General features: G+C 54.7%; 19 protein-coding genes and 4 pseudogenes. 3 read left to right on the forward strand and 20 right to left on the reverse strand.

The window, feature by feature from the left end:
* Positions 1–26 precede the first annotated feature (26 nt).
* The 16 genes and pseudogenes from KI235_RS11000 to KI235_RS11070 all read right to left on the reverse strand — a co-directional run bounded on the left by KI235_RS11000 (position 27) and on the right by KI235_RS11070 (position 17,035).
* Positions 27–1,994, reverse strand: a complete 1,968-nt coding sequence (locus KI235_RS11000) for a DNA topoisomerase III (protein WP_212795710.1) — start codon at positions 1,992–1,994, stop codon at positions 27–29.
* Positions 1,995–2,216: 222 nt separating this feature from the next.
* Entirely contained in the window at positions 2,217–2,687 is a 471-nt protein-coding gene (locus tag KI235_RS11005) for a single-stranded DNA-binding protein (RefSeq protein WP_027912502.1), read from the reverse strand.
* A complete protein-coding gene (locus KI235_RS11010) occupies positions 2,684–3,202 on the reverse strand; it encodes a DUF3158 family protein (protein ID WP_212795711.1) in 519 nt (172 codons plus the stop codon). Before KI235_RS11010 ends, KI235_RS11005 begins: the two co-directional genes overlap by 4 nt.
* Positions 3,199–3,954, reverse strand: a complete 756-nt coding sequence (locus KI235_RS11015) for a PFL_4669 family integrating conjugative element protein (protein WP_212795712.1) — start codon at positions 3,952–3,954, stop codon at positions 3,199–3,201. Before KI235_RS11015 ends, KI235_RS11010 begins: the two co-directional genes overlap by 4 nt.
* Before the next feature lie 144 nt (positions 3,955–4,098).
* A complete protein-coding gene (locus tag KI235_RS11020) occupies positions 4,099–5,286 on the reverse strand; it encodes an STY4528 family pathogenicity island replication protein (protein WP_212795713.1) in 1,188 nt (395 codons plus the stop codon).
* A complete protein-coding gene (locus KI235_RS11025) occupies positions 5,283–5,831 on the reverse strand; it encodes a DUF2857 domain-containing protein (RefSeq protein ID WP_039011304.1) in 549 nt (182 codons plus the stop codon). Before KI235_RS11025 ends, KI235_RS11020 begins: the two co-directional genes overlap by 4 nt.
* A pseudogene (locus KI235_RS11030) lies at positions 5,828–7,410 on the reverse strand (ParB family protein). The gene KI235_RS11025 and the pseudogene KI235_RS11030 overlap by 4 nt, the downstream one beginning before the upstream one ends.
* A gap of 14 nt (positions 7,411–7,424) precedes the next feature.
* The gene (locus KI235_RS30675; RefSeq protein ID WP_348532469.1) at positions 7,425–7,634 is read right to left on the reverse strand and encodes a hypothetical protein; all 210 of its coding nucleotides are present in this window, start codon (positions 7,632–7,634) and stop codon (positions 7,425–7,427) included.
* An 85-nt stretch (positions 7,635–7,719) separates the two neighbouring features.
* A complete protein-coding gene (locus KI235_RS11035; RefSeq protein ID WP_081352467.1) occupies positions 7,720–8,562 on the reverse strand; it encodes a ParA family protein in 843 nt (280 codons plus the stop codon).
* Between the two features lie 4 nt (positions 8,563–8,566).
* Positions 8,567–8,797: an AlpA family transcriptional regulator gene (locus tag KI235_RS11040; protein ID WP_025214457.1), complete on the reverse strand. Its 231-nt coding sequence runs from the start codon at positions 8,795–8,797 to the stop codon at positions 8,567–8,569.
* Between the two features lie 111 nt (positions 8,798–8,908).
* Positions 8,909–9,658, reverse strand: a complete 750-nt coding sequence (locus tag KI235_RS11045) for a hypothetical protein (protein WP_025214456.1) — start codon at positions 9,656–9,658, stop codon at positions 8,909–8,911.
* 685 nt (positions 9,659–10,343) lie between these two features.
* A complete protein-coding gene (locus KI235_RS11050; RefSeq protein WP_053187176.1) occupies positions 10,344–11,621 on the reverse strand; it encodes an aminotransferase class V-fold PLP-dependent enzyme in 1,278 nt (425 codons plus the stop codon).
* 1,025 nt (positions 11,622–12,646) lie between these two features.
* Complete coding sequence (locus KI235_RS11055) at positions 12,647–13,609, reverse strand: helix-turn-helix domain-containing protein (protein WP_025214454.1); 963 nt, start codon at positions 13,607–13,609, stop codon at positions 12,647–12,649.
* Between the two features lie 486 nt (positions 13,610–14,095).
* Positions 14,096–14,425 (reverse strand): carboxymuconolactone decarboxylase family protein, encoded by a 330-nt coding sequence (locus tag KI235_RS11060; RefSeq protein ID WP_025214453.1) that lies wholly within the window; start codon positions 14,423–14,425, stop codon positions 14,096–14,098.
* A gap of 52 nt (positions 14,426–14,477) precedes the next feature.
* Positions 14,478–16,157: an FUSC family protein gene (locus KI235_RS11065; RefSeq protein WP_212795714.1), complete on the reverse strand. Its 1,680-nt coding sequence runs from the start codon at positions 16,155–16,157 to the stop codon at positions 14,478–14,480.
* The gene (locus KI235_RS11070; protein WP_025214451.1) at positions 16,154–17,035 is read right to left on the reverse strand and encodes an HlyD family secretion protein; all 882 of its coding nucleotides are present in this window, start codon (positions 17,033–17,035) and stop codon (positions 16,154–16,156) included. The genes KI235_RS11065 and KI235_RS11070 overlap by 4 nt, the downstream gene beginning before the upstream one ends.
* Before the next feature lie 108 nt (positions 17,036–17,143).
* On the opposite strand from KI235_RS11070, the gene KI235_RS11080 reads away from it, so the two are divergent.
* Positions 17,144–18,115 (forward strand): IclR family transcriptional regulator, encoded by a 972-nt coding sequence (locus KI235_RS11080; RefSeq protein ID WP_244864292.1) that lies wholly within the window; start codon positions 17,144–17,146, stop codon positions 18,113–18,115.
* A gap of 146 nt (positions 18,116–18,261) precedes the next feature.
* Here the strand turns inward: KI235_RS11080 and KI235_RS11085 are convergent, their stop codons facing one another.
* Positions 18,262–18,807, reverse strand: coding sequence for a cysteine hydrolase family protein (locus KI235_RS11085; protein WP_025214448.1), 546 nt, complete (start codon positions 18,805–18,807; stop codon positions 18,262–18,264).
* Between the two features lie 97 nt (positions 18,808–18,904).
* Positions 18,905–19,795 (reverse strand): MBL fold metallo-hydrolase, encoded by an 891-nt coding sequence (locus KI235_RS11090; RefSeq protein WP_025214447.1) that lies wholly within the window; start codon positions 19,793–19,795, stop codon positions 18,905–18,907.
* A gap of 133 nt (positions 19,796–19,928) precedes the next feature.
* Between KI235_RS11090 and KI235_RS11095 the strand changes: the two genes are divergently transcribed.
* Positions 19,929–20,957 carry a helix-turn-helix domain-containing protein gene (locus tag KI235_RS11095; RefSeq protein WP_025214446.1) on the forward strand — a complete coding sequence of 343 codons (1,029 nt, stop codon included), beginning with the start codon at positions 19,929–19,931 and terminating at the stop codon, positions 20,955–20,957.
* 14 nt (positions 20,958–20,971) lie between these two features.
* On the opposite strand, the pseudogene KI235_RS11100 reads toward KI235_RS11095, so the two are convergent.
* Positions 20,972–21,523: pseudogene (locus tag KI235_RS11100) on the reverse strand ((Fe-S)-binding protein); the annotation flags it as partial.
* On the opposite strand from KI235_RS11100, the pseudogene KI235_RS11105 reads away from it, so the two are divergent.
* Positions 21,522–21,656, forward strand: a pseudogene (locus KI235_RS11105) (helix-turn-helix domain-containing protein); the annotation flags it as partial. The pseudogenes KI235_RS11100 and KI235_RS11105 sit on opposite strands and share 2 nt — an antisense overlap.
* Positions 21,657–21,835: 179 nt before the next feature.
* On the opposite strand, the pseudogene KI235_RS11110 reads toward KI235_RS11105, so the two are convergent.
* Positions 21,836–23,151, reverse strand: a pseudogene (locus KI235_RS11110) (TonB-dependent receptor); the annotation flags it as partial.

Genomic DNA, 23,151 nt, shown 5'->3' on the forward strand with positions numbered 1-23,151 from the left:
AGATTCATGTGATCACCAACGGTGCGTCATGGCCGACGCGGCCCTTTGCTGATCGGCACAGTGCCTTTGCAGTTCGGGTAGTGGGAGCATGACCAAAACGGTCCTGATTTTCCCTTCCGCCTAAGCATTGAGGCGTTGCAAATGGGGCAGTGCGGTCCTGCTTCGACCGGTACCGACAAAGTGAGCGCTCCGGAGTGCTCGACCAACTGCGTAATCCAGTTCGCCTGCTTGGCAACGAATGCATCCAAGGTCAGACGTCCCGCTTCGATTTCATCCAGAGCTTGCTCCCAGATTGCTGTCATACCCGGATCCGCGACTGCAGCGGGTACCGCTTCGATCAGGGTATGGGCCGCTGCGGAGGCCGTTAACGCACGTTTTTTCTTCAGCAAGTAACCGCGATCAATCAACCCTTTGATAATGCCGGCTCGCGTGGCTTCGGTGCCGATACCGGTGGTGTCCCGAAGTTTTTGTTTCAGGCGCGGGTCGTTGACCAGCTTGGCGGCGTTTTTCATCGCCTTGATCAGATCGCCCTCGGTGAGCGGTTTGGGCCCAGTGGTGCGCATGGACTTGAGTTCGACGTCGTCCACTGCGCACTGTGTACCCTGTTGTAAGTCGGGCAATACCTGGGACTTTTGACCGGGTTCATCGTCTTCGGCGTTGTCGGAGAGCAAGCCTTTCCAGCCTTGGACGAGGATCTGTTTACCAACAGCGGTTAACCGTTCTTCGCCACACTCCAGTTCGACCTGAGTTCGATCAAACTCGTGATACGGCAGAAATTGCGCGAGGTAGTGGCTACGAATCAATTCGTAGACTTGGCGCTCTTGTTCAGACATCCGCCCAAGGTTCGCCGGTTCAGTGGTGGGGACGATGGCGTGGTGCGCGGTGATCTTGGCGTCGTTCCATGCTCGTGAGCGCAATGATCGATCGACGCTTCCGAGCGCTGGGCGTAACGAGGGATCCATTCTGAGCAGGGCATCGAATACTGCGGCTACCTCGTTGAACATGTTTTCTGGCAAATAACGGCAATCGCTGCGCGGATAGCTGGTGGCTTTGTGGGTTTCATACAAGGCTTGGGCGATGTTCAGGGTTTCCTGAGCGCCGAGTCCCAGCTTGCGTGAACAGACTTCTTGCAGTGTGCTTAGGTCGAAGGGCAGGGGCGGCGCTTCGCGCAAATGCTCAGTCTGCAACGAGACTACGGTGGCGGTCTTTCTGCTAGAAATCGCTTGGACGGTCTGACTGGCAAGCGCCTGCTGCAGGCAGCGACCGGCTTCGTCACGTCCTGAGCTTGGCGGTATCCACGACGCGATGAATGGTTGCCCCATTGAAGACAGGTGCACATCCACCACCCAGTACGGCACAGAGACGAAGCTGGCAATCGCGCGGTCTCGTTCAACCACCAAACGCAAAGTGGGCGTTTGGACGCGCCCAACCGACAGCACGCCGTCATAGCCCGCCCGCCGTCCTAGGAGGGTAAACAAACGACTGAGGTTCATACCAATCAGCCAATCGGCGCGGCTGCGGGCGAGGGCTGAGTGATAGAGCGGGAAGGTCTCCTGACTTGACTTCAGCGACGATAGTGCTTTACGAATCGACGCCTCGTTGAGTGCGGATAACCAGAGGCGCTCAACAGAGCCACGATAGTTGCAGAGCTCCAATAACTCGCGGGCAATCATTTCACCTTCGCGATCGGCGTCGGTGGCGATGACGACGGTGGTGGCTTCGCTGAGCAGCTGTTTGATGATTTTGAACTGCGCGACAGTCTTGGATTTGACCTCAACCCTCCACTGCGCGGGAATGATCGGTAGATGATCCAACGACCAGGTTTTGTACTGATCGCCATAGGCTTCAGGTGGGGCCGTTTCCAGTAGGTGACCGATACACCAGGTGACGGTTGTCTCGCGTCCGATCAAGCAACCATCGCCACGTCGGCTGGCTCCGAGAACCTTGGCGATGTCACGACCTTGGGAGGGTTTCTCGCAGATAAAGAGACGCATAGAACTGCTCCGGGTTGAGTTCGAAGCAGCGTTGTTGGAAACAGCAGTGGCGAGCTATGAGAAACCTGAATGGCAGGTTCCTCATATTAGTCGGTGAGGGCAATCTTGATTGGGGGCGAGGCTAGTACCTTGTAGTCACGTGGACCACAGTGCTTCACGAGCAGCGAGTAATGACAGGCCAGGAACTTCGCGCAAAGGCGCAATCTTTATGCCTCAAGTCAGTCATGCCGATGGTGGCTGCCCTCTGCGCTTTTTGGACTTTGACGCAGGCGAGCTGGCCTGGTCTGTAGTCTGCCCGACGGGAGCCGCAGACGAGGCTGATTCACTTGAGCGATCCCGCATGACCACGTTCTGCACGCGATGAGGCAGGATGCCGACACGACGCGCCTCGATCTTGAAGGTGACCCGCGCATTATCTTCACTGTCCTCCCACTCATCGCGCACGGTGCGGCCCTCGACCAACACGCGCATGCCTTTCTGGTACAGCGTGCTCCAGTGTTCAGCCTCGCGGTGCCAGAGCTCGACCGGCGCCCAATAGCCGCCTCGATCCTCATAGCTGCCATCGCGTGGCACAGGGTTGTCGAAGTACACATTCAGGCGCAGCAAACGCCGTGGCTCGTCATTGCCTGATGGGAACTCTTGGAACTCTGGCGCACTGCCGATGTTGCCTTCGCCGACGAAAAAAGTACTCATCGTGATATCTCCGCTGCTGGTGTGAACTGGCGCAGCAGCCGTTCGGCGCTGGCCATTTTGATCGCGCAGGTTGAAGCCTGACGGTAGAGCGAATGCACCACGCTCATCTGCAAGTTCAGTGCAATGCGCTCGCATTCGAAACGGTGCAATCCCTCGTGTACGGTTTGCGGCAAGGCCTTGTTGGAGACCTGGCGTTCCCAGACCGCAACGCCCATACGGGCGAAGTCACGGGTGCGCCATCGCAAAAAGGTGCTACCCGCGCTGGTGTTCTGCAGCACCAGTCGAATATCCAGCAGTGAGTAAGGGGATTGTCCGGCCTGCAGAGCCACAGCCTCCATCAGGCGACATAACTGCGCCTCGGTTTCCCTCGCCACCTGCACCAGATGCTCCAGCTCTCCCTTACCCTTAAATGGTTTTAAAAGGCCTTTTAGGGAGGCAGCGTGTTCGAGCTGTCGATAGGCATCCTGTGTGAGTGTTTCGAGGGGCATTGGTTGAGTCGGGATCACGGGGTTCATACTTCGTCCTCCGGCTCATCGACTGTCGCAGATGGCTCTACTGCTTCCTCTGCCAACGTGTCAGCGCCATCCTCTATCAAAGCGCCACGACGAATGAGGGGTGGCGCGAACTGGGAGCGGCGATGCCCCTCAAGGATGTCCATAGGGGGGAGTCCAAACTTCTCCATGGCCGCCAGAGCACGAGCGTTGTTCGCCGCCATGTCGTCACGGGTGACGCCTGCATGCCGATAGCGCTGCGCCTGACCGAACAGGCTGCGCAACAGGTGGGCGCCGTCGTCGATCCAGGCTTCCATGTCTCGGCGACCAATCAAGGCGGTGTGATGGGCCAACAGGGTGTGGCGCACCAGCGTGTCGTAGTCAGTCAGCAGGTAGATGGCGAGAAACCCCAATTGGCTGCCGATGTACAAGGGCAAGGTGACGGGGTGGATATTGAGGTTATCGCTCATGTCGATCTGCGTAGGCAGGTCCTGTCTGATCCGGTCCAACTGCTGGGTCAGTTCCAGCATCCCAGCCTTGGCCTGCGTCAATTTTTCTTCGAGCTGCACGATCGCCCAGTCGGCATAAGGATCGTCCTGCGCTGCGGCTTGTTTGATCAGATTGGTGACGCTGATGTAGCCGGCCATGCCCATGATCGAATGGACGCCTTCACGTGCGGTTCGACCTTGCCAGATACGGGCGGCGTGGTGGGTGTGCAGTGTCAGGGTGATGCTGCTGCGCAATGAGCCCAGGTTGAGCTGATAGTGATCGGCCACGGTGTTGTCCTCGCATAGGCTTGGACGGGAACGTTGCGACAGACGAAGGTCAAGGACAGCCGAAAAGCTGAATGCTGTCTGTTCGATTTGGTTCGAGGCGGTTGATTTTCGAGACGCTCGTCAGTGATGCCAGTGGCATCAAATCTACTGACGTCCAGGGCGTTTGCTGCGCAGCTGGCGTAGTTCATCCAGGCACGCTTGGGCGAGGGCAGAGGCGGGTTCGCCCTTTTTCCTAAGTTGGCGCGGGGGAGCGGGTGGCGGCTCTGTCATGGGTAACGATTCAGCCTGACCTGCCCAAGGGCGGAAATCGCCACTGAGCGCCCGCTGGATCAGGCCCATCAGATACGCCGCGGGTTTGCGGACGCCGCCCGCCGCACATCGCGCGCCCGCTTCGTTGAGCACCGCCTGCCGATCTGCTGGTTTTAGCTTGTTCAGCGTCACGGTGACGGCCTGCCGCTCGCTCAGACTCAGGTGCAACGGATCAGGCCAGTGCAGGTTATCCACTGCTGGGGTCGCGCGCGGTACAGTACATATACTTTCTTTTAATACAGTACAGGCGGCATTCGGATTCCGAACGGTGCCGGAAACATGGGCGTTCAGACCCGGTTCGGAATCCGAACGAGGTCCCGCATGATTCCGAACGCGGTGATCGCCACCCCGTTCGGGATCGTGTAACGCTTCATCGGGCGCCTTATCCAATCCTTGTTGTGTCCAATGCTCGCTCAAACTGTCGAGCCGGGTGGGGAGTCGACCCAAATCGATATCAGTGTCCTGACGAATCTCTTCCAAAACATGCTGAGCGACAATTCGCACAGCCTTGGTTGCATGGGTGAGGGCATGTCCGACCAGCTCCAGATAATCCTGATCCAGCTCCATGGCTTCGGCGGGTGTCAACGGCTCATCGTGCAGGACGTACAAAGAACCTTGCAGGCGTCCGCTGAACTGATCGCGGCCACGACTCACCAAGCTAAGCCAGCGCGTCAGCCTGAGCATCGTCAAGACGCGAGCGATGGTTTCACGGGAGGCTGACGTACCGTAGGGCACGCTCGACAGATAAGGCTGCAGATCTTCATAGCGCGGTGTGACGACGCCCTGACCGTGTAGCATGAGTCGAAACACCTGCCAGGCATTCCGTTCCAATGGCGTTAGCCGACTATCCAGCAGCAAGCGACGCGGCACGACTTCGTGAGATTGGCCACTGAACAAAAAGCCCGCCTGCAGTGACTGGTTGGAAGGAGGTTCACAGGTGGGGCGTGCGGGCCAACGTTCACTTAGTTGTTGGGTGCATTGCTGCAGGACACGCTGCCAGCGACCGGACGGGACAGTGTTCATGTTCCGTTGCTGTAATGGTCGATCTGCTGCCAAACGATGGTCAAGCTGATCTGTTGCTCCTCCGCCAGCATCATCATGGCGTCGAGCTGATCCTCAGCACCGTCCTGATCGCGTAGTTGGCACCAACGCTGCCAGAGTGCATGTTCCTGCGCCTCGCTCAAGTTCTGGGGACGGCCCTTACGGGTTTCTATCTTGAGCAGACGTCGACGCAGGGCGGTTTCCGAATGCGCCAAGCCGAAGCACTGATACATGATGGTACTGCTGGCACCGAGCTTGAGCGCTCGGTTGATCAGCCGCTCGTTCTGTTCGTCGCGTTCGGCCTGGTCGATCAACCGATGCAGCACCGGCGAATCAATCTTGACCTCAACCCAGGGGACGGTGGCATGGGCCAGGCGTGACAGTGTGGTCGGCGGTAAGGATTGCAACAGGTAGATCTCGTCTTCACCCAGTCCGAGGGCCTTGCAGCGTTGCAAGTTACCCAGGCGCAACTCGTGAAGGATCTGGGTCAGCATGGCCTGGTTGAGCACATTGAAGGACAGGTTCATGACAGCTCCCTTGGTGAGTCGTCTTCATGGGTAAGCGTTAAGTCGATTAGGCGCCGGGCTAAGCGAATGAGGCGATACAGTTTGATTAACAGGTAGTCGGGCAGTCGCTCCAGTCCTACGTCCACGGCGGGACGATCGGCCAGCGGGAGTTGATAGACCCCCAATAGCAGTTGCCCGAAAAGGGCTGAGGGCAATTGCTTGCGATCCTCCCAGTTCACTTCGTCTTGGGCGCGCAATAGGGCCAGGAGCAGAAGATGAACGCCCGTCGAACGAGGTGTCGCAAGATCTACCCGCTCCATATCTAGAGCAAAACCCAATCCTTGCTGCTGATCGATGATGCTCTCGGGACGTCCGGCATAGGCTGCCAGTTCCCGAGCCAGACCGGCGATGGCTAAGCGCAGTTGTTCGGGGGTATCCAGTGTTGGTGCGATGATCCAGATGTCGTCGATCGGACAGGTTGCGACGGTTTTTGTTGGTTCGGAGGCAGTGGCGCGATCAATCTGTCCGCGGATCTGCTGGACACGTGACGGAGGGCTGACTGCTGATACGACATTCGTTACGGGCAGCGTGAGCTGTTCCTCTCGCGCTGTTTCGGCCGGGGTCTTGGTTTCAGCTGATTTGGAATGCGGCTCGGAGGGGGAGGCTCGGCCGCGGGCTCATTGACGCTCTGCAGAGGGTTGCTCTCCGGGGGCGTGACGACAACGTCGGGCGCCCGGATAACCCGGTGGGTATCGCCCAGCTCAAGGGCCAACATGCGGTAGGACTGGCCGAGTAAGCGGCTCATGCGTTCGAGCAGCTCATCCTGGATTTGCTCAAGGTTGAAGGACTCTGGGTCGGCATCAAATTGCCCTAAGGTGTCGAGCCAAAACTCGGTAAACACAATGGCGTCGGATGGATAACGATTCCAGGTTCTTTCAGCCTGGCTACGCAGACCAATTAGGCGTTCAATTTTTGGTTTCCCCAACCCGGCATACAGGGTTTGTGGAATGGCGGGCAATAAATGTTCAAGAGTGTCCAGCATCCGGCTGATGTGCGACTGTGAAATGGGGTAGCCCCCACCAGCTAGGCGTCGCGCCAGCTCACGTTGTGAGAGTGTTGCGCCATCTGATTCAAGCATGGTCTTGAGTTTGGCCACTGCCTGAGCACGCTCGATGAAGGTGAGCTGACCGTGCAGATCGCTTTCGGCCAGATGACCGAGGAGGGCGCTGATTTCATCGGTCCAGGGGCGGAACAGGCAATGGATGCGGAAGAAACGCTCGTCGCGGGTTTCCTGCCACAGCTCACCAAGAATCGCCAAGCGCGTATTGCCGCCGTTGCGGATGATGAAGTGAGGTTCACCCGGGCGGCGGGTAATCGGTGGAGGTTGGTCCAGCCCGCGTTCACGGATGGAAGCCTTTATGTCGTCATAAAGCGGATTACGGATGAAGCGCGGGTTGTGCTCGTAGGGCCGCAACTGCTCCAGCGTGACCAGCATGGGGGTATCGATGATTGGATCGGATAGCCGCTCCAGTTCTGGACCCCGAGGAAAATGGTCCAGGTTTAGTTTTTCGGTAATCTCCTCCTGACTGAGCTTCTTCATTTGAACAGCCTCAGTTAACGCCGGTTATGCAAATGGTCACCGACCTCGAACTTAACGATCTCGGCTGTACCCGAACCTTCGAAATGCCGAGACAGTTCCGCGAGAAACCGACCCATGGCCGAGCGCCCACGCTGCAGGCGAAAGACCACGGTGCAATATTCCTCGCTAGGCGGATGATCTTGTCGTATGGATGGCTGAACGATGATGGGAAACTGATCCAACATCAAAAGACTCCTCGCCAAACGCTGTTGGCCTTGAGGTTGAACAAACAAAATGACCTGGCGAGAAATACCGGTTTCGGTATTCGCCTTATCGAACCTCTGCGTATCTGCTAACCCTAGAAATCGCCTCGCGCCATTCCGGAAACAACTCGATGGCCAGCGCTTGCATGGTTTTCAGCGCTGATTGCGAGCGTCGTTCATGTGACTGGCGAGTCTCGATTCGGTGGGCTGGTAGACCAAGAGAGGCGGCATTGAGGTAAGCCACTCGGTCTGGAACTGCGGTGTCTAGAACAGAAATGTTGGGAGCTCCAGCGAATGACTCGTGCAGGCCACGAATGATCATTCGCGTGTCTACTCGGATGCTATTTACCTGGTTCAGCAGTAGTCGCAACGGTGGCAGCGTAATACCCAAGTGACGAAATGGTTCGAGGTCAGTGAACAGTCTCAAAGTGCCGCGACTCAGTTCGCGGGCGGCTAGCATTTCCGGTGTGATGGGGGAGAGGGCGATATCGCAGGCGAGGATGGCCATCTCCAACAGCACGCTACGTGCGCCTTGGGTGTCGATCACAAGCAGGTCATAACGGGGGCGAAAATCGTCTAGCAAATTGCGTAGCCGTAATCGCCCGTCAGGGGCGTGTAGCAGTAATGTACTCAACTGGCCTTGAGCGTCGTTGGAGATGATGAGGTCAAGCCCCGCAATCACGGTCTTGGAAACAATCTGCGCAGGCGTTGTTAAGTTGAAAGCAATGAGTTCGTAGGCGCCAGCAACAGCCTTTTGGCTCAAGGCGTAATAGCTGGAGAGGGTGGGTTGGCTATCCAGATCGAGCAGTAGCACGCGTAGACCCGCATCCGCCAGAAGACCGCCGAGATTGGCGGCTACTGTGGTTTTGCCTACGCCACCTTTGGTGGACACCACTGATACCACGCGCATGGCATCAGGCCTGCTGCGCCAAACGCTCATTGATCCATTGCTCGATCTCCAGCGAGTCCCAGCCAACTGCGCGCAGCCCAATGCGTTTGGCTTGAGGGAATTTACCTTCCTTCATCAAGTTGTAGATGTGCGCGCGCTTGAAGCCGGTTTTTCGCTCCACCTCGTCACGCCGCATGATATGACGCTCTAGCGATGGTTGATTATCAGAAGCGTTCGGGGCGGTTTGGGATAACATGTCGACACTCCGTGGCGCTGCGTGCGCGTAGTGAGAAGTGACCAGAATTGAATAGCAAAAAAGGACGAGAGTCATTGCGCCGCAACGGGAGTGATTGCAGCGCAATCCGTCTCATTGATTTATGAGGCTGCGCTTACCAGCAGCAAATTTTTCGTCCAACGTACGCTTGGTTATGCCCGGTACGTTTTTATAGTGAGCGGTTAGCGCGTCAACGATGGCCGCTTGGGATTGGAAAACTGACAATGGTTTTCCAGACGGGGACTTATCGAGAAACAGGTTGACCATCGACCCGATAATGTTTAGATAAACGGCTTCGCTACGATCGCTGACTTTATGATTAGTCTTGAGCAAGTGATGTATGTTCTTTCTTTCTAGTCCAATGGCTTCTAGATCGCTAAGTAATTGCTCATGAGCTGCCTCCAAAGCCTTTAGTTTTACTTGCAGTGCTTCTCGATCCGCTTGCAATTCTAAGTATGTTTCAATGCTAATGCCATTTTTTTGATGGAGGGGCTCCCCAAAGAGAAACTCTGGTCGTTGATCAGGATAATATCGCGACATCCAACATTTTAGATCAGTGTGACGGACGGTTATGTGGTCGTAATTAACGGGAGTGCCAATGGCCACCGGTACGCCGAAACATCCATAAGCGAGCTCCCCATGTTGAATGGCATCGAGAATTTTTTCCGTGTTTACATGCAGGCAGGGCCACTGCGGGAAATTAGTTTTGAGCCTGCTTGGACAGTGCTGAGCCACTTCGAGTATTTCTCTTTCATAGGTGGTCAAGTTGCACCAGCGCAAGGCTGCATCAACGGGTCTGTAAAAGAGTTTTGCATAAAGGTTACAGCTTTGGTTTGCGTACATAACGAATCACTCCATTGAGATGTTTTGCTCCTTAGCTTGCAAGTGAACGTATGGTTATTTGGTGTGCTGCGAATCCCGAGTCTTAAAGAGAGGGGGTTGTCGCCACGGTTGAGATATATGATGATCGTTTCGTAATGGTGTATTTATATTTTGTATGATTGTAGAAGAGGTGATTTATTGGTGTGTTTGTGGGATTTGTTATTCGTCGTGTGAGTTCTCTTGAGCTTGGCAGAAAAAAATGGGGTTGAGGTCCGCGGCGTTGACGGGGTTGCAAGTTTTAAACCGCGAGGTTGTTTTTTTGTATAATGCTCTTATGGGCCAGATTTATCTGATATTATTATCAATGGATGCAATTTATAAAATAAAACTCTATTTTTATCATGATGCTACGTTCGCTTCTCGCAAAAATGTCAAAATATTGATTTTTTACGCCATATTGGACTTCGGGCTCGCCATTATTAGGATTGGGTCGATGGTATCAGAGGAGGGCGACGGCGCCAGGTGCCCGAACTGTTTCTCCGGGACTTGGCGACGTTCGCGAAAAATTTAGAACAGTGAATATACGGCGATTGTAGTCAAGCAAAGGGCATCACCACACAGTACATCTGCGGCTTCGCAGAACCTATGGCCGCCTACTGAATGAGCAATGCGGATAGGATATAACGCCCTAGCCGACCTTCTCGCCTCACATTTGAGACGAGCCCAGCGCCTGGCTCAGATCGTCGATAAGGTCTTCAATCGCCTCGATGCCTACCGACAGACGAATCATTTCGGGCTTCACGCCAGCCTTTGCTTGTTCCTGCTGGTTCATTTGCCGATGGGTAGTGGAAGCCGGATGGCAGGCAAGCGACTTGGCGTCACCGATGTTGACCAGTCGCTTGAAGATTTGCAGAGCATCATAGAAGCGCACGCCTGCGTCATAGCCGCCCTTCAAACCAAACGATAGGATCGCCGACGGTTTACCCTGCATGTATTTTTGTGCCAGTGCGTGATGAGGATGGTCCGGGAGACCGGCGTAGCTGACCCATTCCACTTCAGCATGGCTCTGCAGGAATTGCGCAACTTTCAGGGCGTTGTCGGTGTGACGCTCCATGCGCAGCGCGAGCGTTTCCAGGCCTTGCAGCAGCAGGAACGCGTTCATGGGTGCCAGTGCCGCGCCGGTGTTGCGCAATGGCACTGTGCGTGCGCGCGCGATGAAGGCGGCGGGCCCGAACTTCTCGGTATAAATCACGTCATGGTACGCCGGCTCGGGCTGGTTGAGGCTGGGGAATTTTTCCGGGTATTGGGTCCAAGGGAAATTGCCGCTGTCGATGATCACACCGCCCAGGGAATTGCCGTGTCCGCCGACGTACTTGGTCACGGAATGCACAACGATATCGGCCCCAAACTGAATCGGCTTGCAGAGGATAGGCGTAGCCACCGTGTTGTCGACCATCAGCGGTACGCCGCGGGTGTGAGCAGCTTCAGCCAGGGCTTCGAGATCAATGATGTTACCCGCCGGGTTGCCGATGCTTTCGCAGTACACCAGCTTGGTGTCGTCGTCGATCAGTTCGGCGATAGCCTCGGCAGAGTCATCTCGGGCAAAACGCACATCCACGCCAAAGCTTGGCAACAGGTGTGCGAAGAGAGTGTAGGTGCCGCCATAGAGCTGTGGAGTGGTGACGATATTGTCACCTGCGCGGGTTAACGTTTGGATCGCATAATGGATTGCCGCGCTGCCGGCCGATACGGCCAGCCCTGCCACGCCGCCTTCGAGGGCGGCCATCCTTTGTTCCAGCACATCATTGGTGGGGTTCATGATTCTGGTGTAAATGTTGCCCGGCACGTCCAGGTTGAATAGGTCAGCACCGTGTTGGGCGTTATCGAATTCGAAAGCAACATTCTGATAAATAGGCACTGCGACAGCCTTGGTGGTCGGGTCCGACTTGAAGCCATGGTGCAGCGCGATGGTGGCGTCTTTCATGATTGGTATTGATCCCTTTAAATTGTTCCGGATTTTGCGGCACGAAGATTTTTGTCGAAGTCGATTATGCCGACTTTCGAGTGCTTTGACCCGGTAAGTCCAAATCTGCCGAAGGGGGGGGCGCCCACAACGCTGCGCGCAGAATTTATGTGAAGGCGTTCCACAATTTCTGGTGATCACGCGTTCGCGGCATGACATTAAACGCAGATCAGACAGCACACAATCTCCAGACACGAGTCGCCGTCATGACTTTGCCAGGAGGTGCGGGCAACTGCGTCCTGCGACTGTTTAAGGATCGTCTTGGACTCATGCGCGAGTGCATATCAAATCGGGGCCGCGTACGAACTGTGAGTACATGCGGAGCTCGGAGGATTTTTGGATTTTGGTTTGTGGCAGCGCCTTCTCAGAGCCGCGGAGTAGTCTTACCCTTCAGTGTTCAAGGTTTTTTCAAAGTAAAGTTTCGTACATCTGGAAGCTAATAACGTTAGAAGGGTCTGCAATGATTCAGAGGAAAAGTGATTATGCATTGAGGCTGCATCAATCCAAGTGAATTTTATAATCCAGCTGTTGAGGTTTGTACTTTGCGTGAGATCGTACTCAACGCATTGTGGCGAAAGTCTTTTTATGTTTTTTAGTCGCGATAAGATCTCCATGTGCAGGTTGTTATCCAATTTTACTTGTAGCTCGATTGTGTTGATTGCCAGTTTGGACATGGGGGAGTCTCTGACGCTGAACATGAAGGAAGGTATCCAAGCGTGTTATCTATACGGTGTTAGATGCTAAGGTTTGATCTCCAAGTCTTAGTCTCTGTCGCCTCTGAACAGGCTATTTGAGGTGGGGTAATTTAAAGAAAATTTTTCATGAGGAAATGACAAAATATTGATCATGTCCGCCAGATTTTGGCGGATGTCGCTTCAAGGCGATCAAGCTATTTAGCTCTTTGCTATTGATAGGTGAGATGACGCTCAGGATTGGGGAAGGCGTTTTTTGCCAAAAATATCGCTGCGTAGTGAGCGTTGGCAACGTTATTCGGTCGAATTGAAGCGTGCGCGATGCTCCTTGGGGGTGATGCCAAAATTCTTCACAAACCTTCTGATGAGGGTTGATTCACTACCTAGCCCGCAGTACTGGGCTATGGTTTTGAGTGGTTTGTTTGAGCTTGTAAGCATATCGCGGGCAGCGTCTAGTCGGAGCAGTTCCACCATTTTGCTTGGTGTTTTTTGCATCGATTCCGAGTATTTGCGTATGAAGGTTCTTTCGCTCATATTCATGAAGTTTGCGAGCACTGGTACTGTTAAATCGGTGCTTAGGTTTTCACTAATCCATGCATGCAAATCTGAGAATTGACTGCTCTTCGATTGCAGGGTTAGGGAAGAGCTGAATTGATTCTGATCTCCAGGGCGTTTGAGGAACATTACCAGATATCGAGCAACCTCCAGCGCAACGGTATGTCCCAAATCTTTCTCGACGATCGATAATGCTAGATCAATCCCTGATGTCACACCTGCTGATGTCCATATGTGGTCATCATTAATAAATATTGGGCCTCGTTTAATTATTATTGATGGAAAGTTTCTTTCCAGTTCGTCGTACGCCGACCAGTGAGTGGTTGCTTTCCGGCCGTCAAGTTTTCCGGCGCAGGCTAGTGCGAATATACCAGTGCAAACAGAAATCAGGCGCTCGGCTTTGTCTACATGGTTTATGAAGTGTGTGACGAACTTCGGGTCTTTACAGAAATCATATATGCCTGGTCCGCCGGGTACAATTAAGGTGTGCGGTGAAGAGGTTTCTGCTTGCAGCGTTTCAGTGTTTATTGAGAAATTTGAGCATATCTCAGTGGTTGGATCTAACGCTAAAATGGAAATCGTATACGGTTGATGGTTTTGGCGGGAGAAGCGGTTGGCTGCCGTGAACACGTCGAGAGGCCCTGCCAAGTCAAGCAAACTTACGTTCGGGTAGGTGATGAACTGTATGGATTTGGGGCGCATAAACAGCTATTCCAAGAGGCAAAGACTGGACACGTTCACTGACGACTTACGGAGCAATTTTGAGCACTCGATCGCCCTCTCGCAATAGATATCTATGCGCTTTTTCGGAACATCGTCATGATTTTTTGATGGACGGATTGCCTGAGCGCTAAAACAAGGAATTGCCCTACCTCGAACGCAGGTTGAGAAGGCGCTGCCTGGCGGCAATAGGCGTTACATTTAGCTCGGCAACGGCTGCAGAGAGCTTCGATATCACGACGGCTTAGAGAGTTCGCAACGCTCAAAGTCACCAGGATTGCGCCGTATTGCCAGTCGGTGCTGCTTGGCAGGGCGTCACTACTTTGGAAAAGAGAGATCAATTGTAACGAGCGTCGGCTGCGCTGCAGGTGGCGGCTCAACCTTAAGCTCGTACCCGATCTCTCTGACAATAGAGCCGCTTTGCCTCAATCGTTAGGTTTTCATGGTCTGGGCAAAGCTCTTCGGCCTCTACTTCGTGTCAGCGATGTTTTTCATCGCTTGCCAGCCATGGGTAATACCTCCACCAGCACGAAGGGCCGTCGCCACCATGATTGCTTCAGCCACATCTTGCTTCGACGCACCCGCGTTGACTGCTCGCTTGGCATGGTCGGCAATGCAGTAGGAACACTGTGTAGTGACGGCTACTCCCACGGCGATCAGCTCCCGTGTGGCTAGGTTAAGGCTGCCGACATCCTTGTTGAAGACAGCTTTATCGAAGTTGAAAAAAGCTGCGACCATCTCGGGAGCGGCGTCTTGCAGGTCGCCCATGTAGTTTGCGTCAGCCTGATGGTTGTGCATTTCGGAGTACCTTTGAGTTCGGTGTTAAGGAGTGGAGGTAAATTCGAAGCTTTCATTGTTCATCTGATGCGAGCTTCATGCGGTGGCCAGACTCGAGTAAGTTGAGCCCGCGCAGCGTCAATGCCCTGCCGGTCGGCGTTTGCGGCTCGTATGCAGCGAGACAGGAAAGACGCTCGGCTGCACGTTGGTTGAGCCAATCGGCTGATCGCCCCTTCTTACCCATCTCTTTCAGGTCTAAGTAGAGTGCTCTGATAACTCGTCGCTGAAGCCATGTATGTTTGGGCGGCCCTATAAGATCAAATCCTGCGTATAACAAGCCGAGGCCTGCTGCGATTCCCAATCCAGTGGACAGGCACTGATCAATTGCGAATGTCATGTAGTTGCTTGGCTGAACAAGCACCGCCAGGGTGAGGCAAAAACCGAGACCGTAAGGTGCGAGTGACGGTGAAGTCATGCTCATCAGCCCCAGAAAAAGAGGTGCAGAAAGCACCAGTATCAACATCTCGAAATCGCCCGAACCCTGCGCAAGCGAACTGAGTACAAACAGGATGGCAATAGGGATGGCAATCAAGGCTCCCCCCAGTAACTTGGCGGTTGCCACGCGCGGCACTGGGTGTGAGGAGAATGCCTGGGAGAGCAAGGCAGGTAGCACGATCATCATGATGAGTGCGGCTTGTTCGCCTGACAGAATCCATATGGCGATAGCGCTCAGGAAAACAAGTGAGCTTCGCAGCGCCGCTCTCAGTCCGACGAGCCAGTCACGATGTCGATTGAACCGTGGAAAGCGCTGCGTCCCGTGCGATCTTTCAGCGATTGAATCGCAGGCCCCATGCATCGCTGAAAGTGCCTCGGATACTTTCTTCAGGCTCTCTGCCTCGAGCGAGCTGCAGCCATGAGCGTGGTGATCGACGAAACGGGCCAGCATCTCCGATAAACGCTTTGGGTTATCACTCAATATGCGCTCGATGGTTTGTCCCCATGCAACGATGGTCAAGGCGTTGCTGGCGGCGAGTAGGGCTGCATCGATATTGCTTGCCAGTTCATAGCGTCCTGCATTGGCGTCATCGTTTATGGAAGTGGACAAGGCGATGATGCCTATGCGCTGCTGATGGACAGCTGCTGGATTTGATTGAGCGTGAAGAATCGCCGAGACGTGGGTGAGGCTCAAATCCCGTAGGCGATTCATACCCGTCTCCAGCACCTTCTGCACCTTGAAGGGATAAAGCAGGACGCTGGTCAGGATGGCACTGCTGGCTCCGACCAGAACTTCGCTCAACCGAGCCCGAATCACCATAAAGATCGATCCGCTGCTGGTATTTGCAGGATCGGCCAAGGCGAAAAGTACAATCAGAATCGCTGTAACACTCACTAATGACGTTGCGAATACAAAATTGACATGCCGCATGGTCGAGGCGATTGTAGAAGTGACGGCAACGCACAGCGCGAGTGCTCCAATAGCTAACACAGGATATGGCGTCAAATTGTCCAAGATCAGTACCGCTATCACGGCGCCAACCGTTGATCCCAGAGCAAGGCATGCCGCTTTTTCGATGACCAATCCGGCCTCGGGGCGAGCCTGGAGCATCATTGACGCCACCATCGCCCAGAATGGCTTGTCCAGATCCAGGCTCATCGAAATCGCTAGAGCGAGCGTAACGGCACACAGCCCCTTGCAAGCGAATACCAAGCTGCGCAAGTCAGGCGCCAAGTAGTGCTTCAGTGCGTCTCTCATGGTCTGCCCCTCTCAGTGGGGCGCTGATGAATCCTCACCGATGCGCTCATGCCAGCGATCAAGCGCGTGCTCGCAGCGTTCGCCTCCAGCTTTATGTCGACCGGTATGCGTTGCGCCAGTCGCACCCAGTTGAATGCCTGCTGTACTTGAGGCAGCAACATTGGATCTGCTTGTGTGTTGGTATTGGCGACGCCTCTGGCGATGCTTTGGACGCGGCCACTAATCGAAGGCCCTCCGAACATGAACGACACCTCGGCCATATCCCCCTCACGTATATCGAGAAGCTTCGTTTCCTCGAAGTAGGCAGTCACGTAAAACGAATCGTTTTTGATGAGTGAGAAGGCGGGAGCCCCCTGGGCTACGTAGTTGCCTTCCTGCAATCTGACGTTGGTGATCGTACCGTCAGCTGGCGCAACCACGGATGTGCGGGCGAGGTTGATCCTCGCGGTTTCCCACTGCGCCTTGTTGACCTCATATTGGGATTTGGCCAGCAAGACTTGGGAGTGGGCGTTATCCAAATCCTCAGCGCTTATGGCGTTGATCCTGGCCAATGGAACACGGCGGCTCTCCAGAAGTGCTGCAAGCTCCCAAGCGTGCTTTGAGTGTTCCATTCGGGCTTTCGACTCGTTCACGAGGGAGCGATAACGGACGGGATCAATTTCAAAAAGCAGATCGCCTTTATTTACCACCTGGTTGTCTCGCACTTCGAGCCTGGTCACCCAGCCCGCTACATCGGGTGCTACGACCACTACATCGGCCCGAACTCGCCCATCTCGCGTCCAGGGTGAGAGTTGGTAGTGCTTCCATGTCCACGACCCCGCCAGCACCGCGCAACATGAGATCAGTAACGTCACGCAGACCCGAATTGCCGAATTCATTTCCATCCACCATCGAGAAAGGCGAGGGCGCTGGCGATGTAGAAGACGAATAGGGAAAGCCCCAGCCATGAGCGCTTCCAAATCCATTGCTGTATTGCCCATTGCGGAATGAGCACATACGTAATCCAGGTCAGGGATGCCGCAGCGCCAACGCAGATCACCATTGGGGTAATCAGCAGGCCTGCGACTGAAAATTCACGCAACATCGTCAGCCTCGCACTTGTGATGTATCGCAATGCGGTAACTGTACCGAAAAATAATGTTGTATCGCAATATGATACAGTGACCGAAAAAGTGGAGGTGTCCATGGACGAGCGGGTTCAAGCAGGCGTCAGCGATGAGCGTAGTGGGGGTATTCAGGTCATTGCACGCGCGGCAAAAATTCTGAATGTATTGGGAAGAAGCGCTGGCGGGATGAGTTTGGGCGAAATAGCCCAAGCTGTAGATTTGCCTCGCTCAACGGTGCAACGCATCGTAGGAGCGCTCGAAGAGCAGGGAATGATTCGTACTGAAGGCGCTGGCGGAATCAGCCTTGGCGCGGGTTTGTTGAGGCTCGTCGCGAACGCCCATGTCGACCGTATGACCGTCGTCCGCCCTTGGCTGCATAAGCTGAGCGAGAGGGTTCAAGAGACGGTTGTCTTTTCTAGACCTGCCGGAATCCAACTGATCGTTGAGGATCGTGTAGTTGCTGATCGTGAGTTGCAGGTGATGCCACGCCTTGGCCAACTGGATACGCCACTCTATGGAACGTCTGCTGGACGGGCTCTTCTCGCTTTAGACCAAGATGAGGATGTGAAAGAGTTGTTTGCAGCTGAAAGCGCTACCCAGGGAAACACGTCGGAATTCCAGAGTCTTTTCAATCAGCTGGCCGATATTCGGAAAACAGGGCTTTCAAGCGATCACGGCGAACTCATTGAGGGCATCACCACTACAGCAGTCGCGCTAGATACCGTGTTAGGCCGTTTCGCAATATCAATGCCCATCCCCACATTGCGTTTCGAAAGGAATCGCAGTGTTTACGTTGAGGAGTTATTGAGCTGCAAGCAAGGGTTGCTCAAAGAAATAGGTATAGACGGCTAACGCGCGAACGGAGAGTTCCGAGAGGTCAGCCTGACCGATCCCGAGGCCATGGAAACGTGGAGGGTTGCCGCCGCCATCAGCTTATTTATGCGTTTACGATGAAAGCCAGGGCCCAATGGGCCCCGGCAAGTTTTGTCGTCACGCGGTCAGGCCGAGAGGTAATCTTCCACCGACTTGACGGTGGCGTAACCGAACTCGAACGCTGCCATCATCGTGGCGTGTGCGTGAGCAGCAGGAACGTTAACACCACCAAATGTGAGATCCAGGGTGGCGCAGGCGTCATGCAGCACCGTAACGGGGTAGCCCATGTCTGCCGCCGCGCGCACTACGGCATCGATGCACATGTGACTCATTGCACCGATTACCACGAGTTCCTCGATGTCCGCTGCTTCCAACTGCTGCTTAAGATCCGTTTCCCGGAAGGCGTTGATGTGTGCTTTTACAATCACAGGCTCATTACCCAGAGGTGCAACAGCGGGCTGGGTTTGCGCACCGTTCGAGCCTTTGACGAAGATTGGAGCGCGTTCATCGTTGGACTCATGCCGTATGTGAAAAACCGGAGCTCCTATATCGCGCGAGTGGCTGATCACTCGGACAGCATTCGCTACAGCAGCTACGATGCCGTCTAACGGTAATTTGCCTGTGGGCAGGTATTCATTTTGCAGGTCAACTACTACAAGGCCACGTTTCATGAACGATCTCCGGTCGAATTATCCGAGCTAAGCATGCGGCTTGAAGGTTGAAGTCGACAGATAGAACACCTGCATTTCCAACCTCAAAAAATTTAAGTCAGAACTCCAGTGATGCGCCATCTTCGGGTATCTCTACGCGACTCTCGATACCGTGCTCTTTGACGTAAGTGCGCAATTCCTTGCGGGTCAGCGACATGTGGTTGACTGCGTCCATGTGCACGGCAACAATTTTGGCGTTTTTTGCGGCCTGTGAAGCGCGCAGAACATCCTCTTCACCCATGATGATCGCGCCCTCGAACCCGTTTACCTTCGCTTTCCCGGCGTTGAGTACGATGACTTCAGGGTGATATTTCTCAATAGTTTGGTCTACCTCTTTACGCCAGATAGTGTCGCCGGCTAGGTAGAGAGTTTTGTAGCCTGGCGCTTCAAACACAACGCCCATGGCCTCGCCTAGAAGTTTGGCGAGTGGGGGAGCGGCATACATTTCGTCGGTGCCGTGCTGACCACCTGCTTTGGTGATTTTGACGCCGCCGAATTCCGCTTCGTCTGTCAGAACGCGTACGTTCTTGAACCCTTGCGAGCGAATCAGCTTCGCATCGTCCTCATGCTGCGTGAACAGCGGGATGTCTTTCGGCAGCGCTTTTTGTGCGGCATCATCCCAGTGGTCGAGATGCGTATGAGTGACGATGACGGCGTCAACACCAGAGATTACTTTTTCTGGCGACTCGGTCAGATCGACAAGTGGGTTGCGCAGGTTACTACGGTAGGTATTTTCAAATCCTGGGTAGGTTCCCTTTTGGGACAGCATCGGGTCGATCAGAAAGGTTGTGCCACCGTAGGAGATTTTTACCGTTGCGTTACGAACTTGCTGCAAGTCGACTTTATGGGCCGCGTCCGGGGAATTGGGAGTGTCGGAGCTCGCAAATGCGGGTGAGGCCGCGGCAGTGCAGGCAAGGCTAAGGGCGATTGGAAGTGTTTTAAAGTTCATCTCGTTAATCCTGTTATTGCATCAGTGACTCTATTGTTGCCCAATGCTCTGGGACTCAACAGTGGCCTGAATGACAGATTCCGATATAATTGGGCCACGATACCTGCGCTGTTCTCGAATATGAGGCTGACTGATGCAATCCACACGCGTTGCTGTTCTGGCTTTTGACGGTGTCAGCCTGTTTCATCTTTCCGTGCCTGGAATGGTGCTAGGAACAGCTCAATCCGCCCCCGGTGAACCTCATTACGAGGTCAGTTACTGTGCAGAGACGCCGGGAATGGTGATAAGCGACCAAGGCATAGGCTTAGCGGTCGATCATGGCCTGGAACTGATGGAGACATCCGACGTAATTGTCATTCCGGCGTGGGGCGATCATTCTGTCGCAGCGTCTGCGCAGCTTGTGCAAGCCTTACAGCGTGCAAATGCCCAAGACAAGCTCATCGTCGGGCTATGTCTGGGAGCATTCGTGCTCGGCGATGCAGGACTTCTTGATGGCAAAGAAGCAACCACTCACTGGGCAGTCAGAGACGAGTTTGGGCGACGGTTCCCAGAAGTTCGTTTCAGGCCTGAAGTGCTGTATGTCAGTGATGGCAACATCATCACCTCTGCGGGAACTGTGGCAGCAATTGATTGTTGTCTGCATCTAATACGTCAGCGACTCGGTGCTGATGTTGCCAATCGCACTGCGAAGATGCTGGTGACGCCGCCGCACAGGCAGGGAGGCCAGGCTCAGTACGTAGAGCATCCTGTGCCGCAGCTGTCTAGCGAGACTCATTTGTCTAATGTACTGGCGTGGGCCCGAATGAACCTTGCGAGTGATCTGTCGCTCGATTTGCTGGCGGACATGGCGAAAATGAGTCGGCGCACTTTTACCAGGCGATTTAGGGAGGCGACCGGCAGCACCGTCTCAAAATGGTTGAATGCTGAGCGAGTCGCCAGAGCACAACAGCTGCTCGAAACGACCGACTTACCTATCGAGTGTGTCGCCGGTGAGGCGGGTTTCGGAACGCCTTTGTCGTTGAGACAACAGTTCGGCGTTCACCTTGGCACTTCACCCTCTGAGTATCGGCGAATGTTTTTCCGTGAAATGAAGCCAGGCCCGAAGGCGGGCGGCAATGAGCACACGGCCGAGTCATTTACCCATTCCCAGGTAAAAGTTTAATCATGCCTCGTGGCTCAGGCAGCAAGATTCCTGACGACAGCGAGCAGCGCCTGCAGCGGATGTGAGACGGTTACTCCATCCTGTCGTTTCACCTGGCTTCGGCAAGAATATCCGTCGGCCACTAACCGGCCAGAAGCATTAAATCTTTTCACAAGCGGCGCCCAGGATTGTTTGTAGATCACTACAGAAGTTCTGGTGTTCTTCGTCTCATGCCCATAGGTGCCGGACATGCCGCAGCACCCGCTGGCTTGAACGCTCATTTTCAGTCCCATGCGCTCATAGACTTGTTGCCAAAGGACGATGCTGTTTGGCTCATTTGTCTTTTCAGTGCAGTGGGGAAGGAAATGATAGGGATCGGCATCTTTCACAATCTGCGACTGTGGAAGCATATTGGCGAGCCACTCCTGCGGCAGTAGTACGGTAGGAACCTTGTGACTGCCAAGCGTCTTCGCATACTCCTGGCGATACACCAACGTCATCGCGGGATCGAGGCCCACCAGCGGTATCTCGTGCTTCTGAAGCTGGTGCAACGCTTCACCGTTGAAACGTGCGGCCTTTTCAAAAGCTTTTCAACTAGGCTTCCAGGAACCCAGTGCCTTTCATCGTGCGTTTAAGAAATGGACTGGGGAGAGTCCCGGACAATATCGCCTGCGACTTCAAGCGTGTGCCGATGAATCTCAAAGTTCTGAACCGTCATGAAAAAGAACGGGGCTATCGGTTGTGATGGCTGGTCGGAAGACTAATTGATTCCACAAAGTAGTCCCGTATAAATATGGCGGTGACATGTAAGCGCTGCTAGCGGGCCGTTCGCGTGTAGAACGGCCAGCTAATTGCGTCATGTTCGACCATAGCGCTGCAGCGCTATGGCACTTTGCTCGTCAATAATTCCACTGCATAGCGACCTCCAGGCTGCGCGGCTCCCCCAGGTAATATTGGGTGTTGCTCTGGTGGATGAAACGGGCGTAGACCTCGTCGGTCAGGTTACGTAGACGCGCGCTGAGCTGCACGTGTTTGTCCAGGTCATGGACAAACAATAGACGGTGTACGAAGGCCCCCACGTCGTATTGGCGGTATTGGCGTAGACCGACGATACGTAGCGCACGTCGACCCCAAGTTGCCAGTCAGGAGCCACGTCATAAGTCAGCCAGAGATTGGCTACGCGGTCGGGAATGTTCACCGGATTCTTGCCTTTGCGCGAGAACACAACACCGGCGATGGTTTCATTGAACTCGTCGTACTCAGCCCTTACCCAACTGAAGTTACCGGCCGCCAATAGCTTGGGCGTGATCTTGAATGAAGCGGCCAGCTCTATGCCGGTGGAGGTTTGTTGACCCGCTTGTTCGGTGGTGTTGGGCACCGTCGAGGAGGGGACGGAGATGTTCTTGCGCACGATGCGGTAGGCCGCGGCGGTGGCCGAGCCGCGACCGTCAAGAAAATCGAACTTGCTGCCCACCTCGAATTGGCGACCAGTGCTCAAGTCGAAGTCGCTCACCTGGGCAATGGAGGCGCTGGTAAGCGTCCCTCCCGGCGGCTCGGCCGAGGTACCGTATTGGGTATAAAGGCTGACATTCGACGTCAGGTCGTACACCAGGCCCAGGCGTCCCGTGATTGCATCCCAACGCTTGTCGAGCCTGGCCTGCGCCGCATGATCGACGATCTCGAAGTCGATATGGTCATAGCGCAGCGCAGTGATCAGCGCCAGTTGCTCGGTCAGGCGCGTGCGGTTCTCGACGAACGCCGACGAGGTATCGGTCCACGTGCTGCGATCTTTAGTGCGCGGTGCATCCATCCCCGGAATGTCCAGGAAGTGGCCCGGCTCGAAGCCATCTGGATCGATGGTGTCGAAGGCGCCTTTGGACAACGGGTAATTGGTTTGCTGGTTGGTGTTGTAATCCACGCCCAGCGCCCAATCGCTGGCCAGGCCGAACAGTTGAGCCTGGTGAGTCAACTCGATTCGGTCACCGTTGACCTCCTGGTCGTGCCGCTGGCGGTAACCGCCGGAGCGGGCGATGGCGCTGTTGTCGCTGTTATAGCGGTAGACCTCAAGGTTGCGGTAATCGCGCTGGCCATCGTAGTGGTAGAAGGTATTGCGCAACTGGGTATTGTCGTCCAGCTGGTAGTCCGTGATCGAGCGTATCCAGCGGGTGCGCTGCTCGTAGCGGCCATCCTCGACGTTGTAGTTGTTGAAGCGGTT

Source organism: Pseudomonas sp. St386 (assembly GCF_018325865.1).
GTDB lineage: Bacteria > Pseudomonadota > Gammaproteobacteria > Pseudomonadales > Pseudomonadaceae > Aquipseudomonas > Aquipseudomonas brassicacearum.

Excerpts from the sequence above, each read along its gene's own strand:
- KI235_RS11000 (WP_212795710.1), bottom strand. The coding sequence starts at position 1,994 with ATGCGTCTCTTTATCTGCGAGAAACCCTCCCAAGGTCGTGACATCGCC.
- KI235_RS11005 (WP_027912502.1), bottom strand. The coding sequence starts at position 2,687 with ATGAGTACTTTTTTCGTCGGCGAAGGCAACATCGGCAGTGCGCCAGAG.
- KI235_RS11010 (WP_212795711.1), bottom strand. The coding sequence starts at position 3,202 with ATGAACCCCGTGATCCCGACTCAACCAATGCCCCTCGAAACACTCACA.
- KI235_RS11020 (WP_212795713.1), bottom strand. The coding sequence starts at position 5,286 with ATGAACACTGTCCCGTCCGGTCGCTGGCAGCGTGTCCTGCAGCAATGC.
- KI235_RS11025 (WP_039011304.1), bottom strand. The coding sequence starts at position 5,831 with ATGAACCTGTCCTTCAATGTGCTCAACCAGGCCATGCTGACCCAGATC.
- KI235_RS30675 (WP_348532469.1), bottom strand. The coding sequence starts at position 7,634 with ATGTTGGATCAGTTTCCCATCATCGTTCAGCCATCCATACGACAAGAT.
- KI235_RS11035 (WP_081352467.1), bottom strand. The coding sequence starts at position 8,562 with ATGCGCGTGGTATCAGTGGTGTCCACCAAAGGTGGCGTAGGCAAAACC.
- KI235_RS11040 (WP_025214457.1), bottom strand. The coding sequence starts at position 8,797 with ATGTTATCCCAAACCGCCCCGAACGCTTCTGATAATCAACCATCGCTA.
- KI235_RS11045 (WP_025214456.1), bottom strand. The coding sequence starts at position 9,658 with ATGTACGCAAACCAAAGCTGTAACCTTTATGCAAAACTCTTTTACAGA.
- KI235_RS11050 (WP_053187176.1), bottom strand. The coding sequence starts at position 11,621 with ATGAAAGACGCCACCATCGCGCTGCACCATGGCTTCAAGTCGGACCCG.
- KI235_RS11055 (WP_025214454.1), bottom strand. The coding sequence starts at position 13,609 with ATGCGCCCCAAATCCATACAGTTCATCACCTACCCGAACGTAAGTTTG.
- KI235_RS11060 (WP_025214453.1), bottom strand. The coding sequence starts at position 14,425 with ATGCACAACCATCAGGCTGACGCAAACTACATGGGCGACCTGCAAGAC.
- KI235_RS11065 (WP_212795714.1), bottom strand. The coding sequence starts at position 16,157 with ATGAGAGACGCACTGAAGCACTACTTGGCGCCTGACTTGCGCAGCTTG.
- KI235_RS11070 (WP_025214451.1), bottom strand. The coding sequence starts at position 17,035 with ATGAATTCGGCAATTCGGGTCTGCGTGACGTTACTGATCTCATGTTGC.
- KI235_RS11080 (WP_244864292.1), top strand. The coding sequence starts at position 17,144 with ATGAGCACATACGTAATCCAGGTCAGGGATGCCGCAGCGCCAACGCAG.
- KI235_RS11085 (WP_025214448.1), bottom strand. The coding sequence starts at position 18,807 with ATGAAACGTGGCCTTGTAGTAGTTGACCTGCAAAATGAATACCTGCCC.
- KI235_RS11090 (WP_025214447.1), bottom strand. The coding sequence starts at position 19,795 with ATGAACTTTAAAACACTTCCAATCGCCCTTAGCCTTGCCTGCACTGCC.
- KI235_RS11095 (WP_025214446.1), top strand. The coding sequence starts at position 19,929 with ATGCAATCCACACGCGTTGCTGTTCTGGCTTTTGACGGTGTCAGCCTG.